The sequence below is a fragment of the Hymenobacter coccineus genome, from assembly GCF_001816125.1.
GTDB classification, from domain to species: domain Bacteria; phylum Bacteroidota; class Bacteroidia; order Cytophagales; family Hymenobacteraceae; genus Hymenobacter; species Hymenobacter coccineus.
Genome location: NZ_MDZA01000282.1, coordinates 1 through 1,307 on the forward strand (window position 1 = coordinate 1; position 1,307 = coordinate 1,307).

General features: G+C 64.1%; 2 protein-coding genes. Both read left to right on the forward strand.

The genetic code is table 11. The annotated features are described in order from the left end of the window. Window positions 1-202: hypothetical protein (locus tag BEN49_RS28130; protein ID WP_158022951.1), on the forward strand; the 202-nt coding region annotated here is incomplete at its 5' end. A 2-nt stretch (window positions 203-204) separates the two neighbouring features. After that, window positions 205-1,080 (forward strand): porin family protein, encoded by an 876-nt coding sequence (locus tag BEN49_RS15265; RefSeq protein WP_070744812.1) that lies wholly within the window; start codon window positions 205-207, stop codon window positions 1,078-1,080. The last annotated feature ends 227 nt before the right edge of the window (window positions 1,081-1,307 follow it).

A 1,307-nucleotide genomic window follows, 5' to 3' on the forward strand; every position in this document is an offset into this window, starting at 1 on the left:
CCGCCCCCCCGGGGCCCCCGCCCCCGCCGATACCATTGTGGTGCGGCTGCCCAACCAGGCCACCCTCACGCTGCTGGTGCGCGACGCGGCCCCAGCTGCGCGAGCTGCCCCAAGTACCACCTCGACTCGCTTACAGTACGCCTCGCCGGCTACATTGCCCAGGCCGAGGCGGCGGCCAAAACGTCCAAAACCGAGCAAGTGACGATGGAATTTTACCCCGACCGGGACACCCCTGGCCAGCGCCTACCCGAACAAATCCGCATCACCACCCACAAGCAAAACCCCAACGCCAAGCGCGTGGACGTGGCTTTGAACAAGGCCTTCAAAATCCAGGTGAACACCGACGACGATGGCAACCGGAGCGTAAAAATTAACCCCACCCCGGGCCGTGACCGCGCCGAGCGCGAAGCCCACCGCGACTCGACCCGCGCCAAAAACTACGAGCGCAACAACAACCACGACGCCAATTTTATCCTCGACCTGGGCCTGAACGCCCTGGCCAACCAGCACCCCGGCGCCGGCCAGTCGGCCGTGGACCTGCGCCCCGGCGGCTCGCGTTACGTCAACTTGGGCTTTGACTACTCCCTGCGCCTGGGCGGCAAGAGCAGCCCGATGTATTTGGTACTGGGCCCCGAGTTCGCCTTCAACAACTACATGCTGAACGGCAACAACAAGTGGTTGAACCAGAACAACGTAACGAGCGTGGTGCGTGAAGCCGACCCCACCCGCCAGTACGACAAAACCAAGCTGGCCACCGCCACCGTGAACCTGCCGCTCATGCTCCAGCTCAAGCTGCACGACGCCCACTACCGGCCCACGTTTGCCCTCGCCGCCGGTGGCTTCGTGGGCTACCGCCTCGGCTCCTGGACCAAGCTCAAGTACACCACCGATGGCACCACCTACAAGGACAAGGACCACAGCAGCTACAACCTCGAAGACTTCCAATACGGCCTGCAAGGCACCATCGGCTACGGCGACCTCACCCTGTTCGCCAAGTACAACCTGAACCCGCTCTTCAAAGCCGGCCAGGGCCCCGACACGCAAGTCGTCAGCTTCGGCGTGCGCTTGTTCGGGAATTAACGCTGCCTATCCAACCCAAGGGCCGCCGGGGCGAACGAATTGCTCGTTCGCCCGGCGGCCCACTTGTTTCCGGCCTTTGCAGCTTTCCCCACTTTACTGCCCACGGAAAAAATTATCGAGCAAAATGGCGGCCGATACGGCCACGTTTAGGCTTTCGGCGCCGCCGCCGGGGCCCCGCGGGATGTGCAGGCGCTGGGTGAGGCAGGCGGCCACGGCCGGCGTGAGGC